Annotated in this window: 2 protein-coding genes and 1 pseudogene; 2 read left to right on the top strand and 1 reads right to left on the bottom strand. The window is 74.9% G+C overall.

Annotated elements, in window-relative coordinates; genetic code table 11:
• Positions 1-549 (bottom strand): annotated as a pseudogene (locus AB0O00_RS37190) (hypothetical protein); the annotation flags it as partial.
• Positions 550-694: 145 nt separating this feature from the next.
• Between AB0O00_RS37190 and AB0O00_RS37185 the strand changes: the two are divergent.
• Positions 695-1,132: a DUF6463 family protein gene (locus AB0O00_RS37185; protein ID WP_363659117.1), complete on the top strand. Its 438-nt coding sequence runs from the start codon at positions 695-697 to the stop codon at positions 1,130-1,132.
• 157 nt (positions 1,133-1,289) lie between these two features.
• A partial coding sequence (locus AB0O00_RS37180) for a glycoside hydrolase family 3 N-terminal domain-containing protein (RefSeq protein WP_363659116.1) occupies positions 1,290-2,023 on the top strand: 734 nt, incomplete at its 3' end.

Genomic DNA, 2,023 nt, shown 5'->3' with positions numbered 1-2,023 from the left:
CGGGCAGCCGACGGCTTCGGCCGACAGCTGCCGCAGACGGCGCGGGGAGACGCCGACCCGTGCCGCGACGGCGGCCAGTTCCGTTCCGGTGCACAGCAGGCCGACGGCCTGCCGGAGGCGGGGGTCGACGGTGGCGGGCGGTCCGAAGAGGCCGTTGACGGCGCGGCGCAGGGCGTGGAGCTCGAAGCCGCCGTCGACCGCCGCCAGCAGCGTGCGGACCTGCGCCCGGTCGAGTTCGTGGACGCGGCGCCCGGCGGGGAGCGTCAGGCAGTGGGGGTCGATCCAGAGCCTTGTGCCCCCGTCCGGGCGGGTGAAGGTCGTGGGCAGGCCGGGCGGGATCAGCAGTCCGGGGCCGGCGGCCACCCGGCCGCGATCGTCGGTGGCGACGACCGGACCGTCCCAGGAGAGCGTCAACTGCCAGGCCGGCGCGGCGTGCCGGCGCACCGTGCCGGAGGTGGAGGCCGCGAAACAGGTGAACTCGGCGGCGACGGCGGCGAAGGCCAGTCGGCCGTCGCCGTGCAGGCGCCAGGACCGCGATTGTTCGACCACGTCGGCATCGTCGCACACGGCCCCGGTCCCGATTCCGCCGGGCCCGGGCGGTGCACGGCGCTGCGGGTGCGGATTGCCGTTCCGTTCAAGCCCGCGGCCCGGCGGCAGGAAGATCATCTCCCTACCTGAACGAGGAGGTTCGATCATGACGAGCAAGACCGGCGCGGGGCCGGCCCGGACCACCGGGATGATCACCTGGGCCGGATGGCTCCTGGTGGTGTTCGGAACCGCCCACACCGTGCTCGCGCTGACCAAGGAACACGCCGCGAGCCACGTCGGGGAGTGGTTCGGCGGGCAGATCTGGGGCGCCTCCCTGTCCGAGATGAGCCCGGCCGGAAGCGCGTACTGGCTGACGGTCAACAGCTTCGCCCCGCCTTTCGTCATCATCGGCCTGACGATCCTGTGGCTGAACCGCCGCGGCATCGCCCCGCCGCCGTTCATCGGCTGGGCCCTGCTGGCCTGGACGCTGGTCGGCGCGACGCTCGCCGGCATCGCACCCCCGCTCGACCTGGCCGCGGAGATCCTGCTGCTGGTCGCCGCCCACCGCGCCAAGCGTGGGGTTGCGGTGGCTGCCGAAGCATGACGACGACGGCGGCGGCACGCAGCGCCATGTGGGCGGCGGGTTCGGTACGCTGACGGACCGTAAGCCGTCGCTCCGTACGCGCTCCCCGCGTGTACGGAGTCCGTCCGCGTTCCCGTCGTCCCCGTTGTTCCCGTCGTTCCCAGGTCCGGGAGGCCCGATGTCCGCGCTCCGGCGCTCCGCCCGGCTCGTCGCGGTGGTCGCGGCCCTGGCCGCCGCGCTCGGGCCGGTCCCGGCCGGTTCGGTGCCGGTGCCGGCGCGCGCGTCCGGTCCGGTGGAGAGGACTGCCGTCATGCCGCCCGCCCTCGACTCCCGGCTGCTCGCCGGCCGCCGGATCGTCTACTCGTACGCGGGGCCGACCCCGTCGCCCGTCGTGCTCAGCGCGATCCGCGAGGGCCGGGCGGCCGGGGTGATCCTGTTCGGCGAGAACGTCACCAGCCCGGAGCAACTCGCCGAGGCCGTCGGCATGTTGCGGCAGGCGGCGGCCGAGTCGCCGGTGCGGGAGCCGCTGCTGCTGATGACCGACCAGGAGGGCGGCAAGGTCCGTCGGCTGCCCGGCGCGCCCGAACTCTCCGCCCGTGCCACCGGGTTGTCTCCCGACCCGACGGCCGAGGCGGCCCGCTCGGGCATCGGCGCGGGGGAGAACCTCGCGGCGGCGGGCCTGAACGTCAACCTCGCGCCCGTCCTCGACGTGTACGACGCCCCGGGCAACTTCATCGACCGTCACGAGCGCTCGTACGGCCAGGACCCGTCCGTGGTGGGCCGGTTGGGCAGCGCGTTCGTGGCCGCGCAGCAGGGGATCGGCGTCGCCGCCACCGCGAAGCACTTCCCCGGCCTCGGCGCGGCCGCCCGCGACGACAACACCGACGAGCGCCCCGTCACCCTCCCCGTTCC

The organism is Kitasatospora sp. NPDC093558 (assembly GCF_040683475.1).
Lineage (GTDB): Bacteria > Actinomycetota > Actinomycetes > Streptomycetales > Streptomycetaceae > Kitasatospora.
This window is presented reverse-complemented; position numbering and strand designations above follow the sequence as displayed.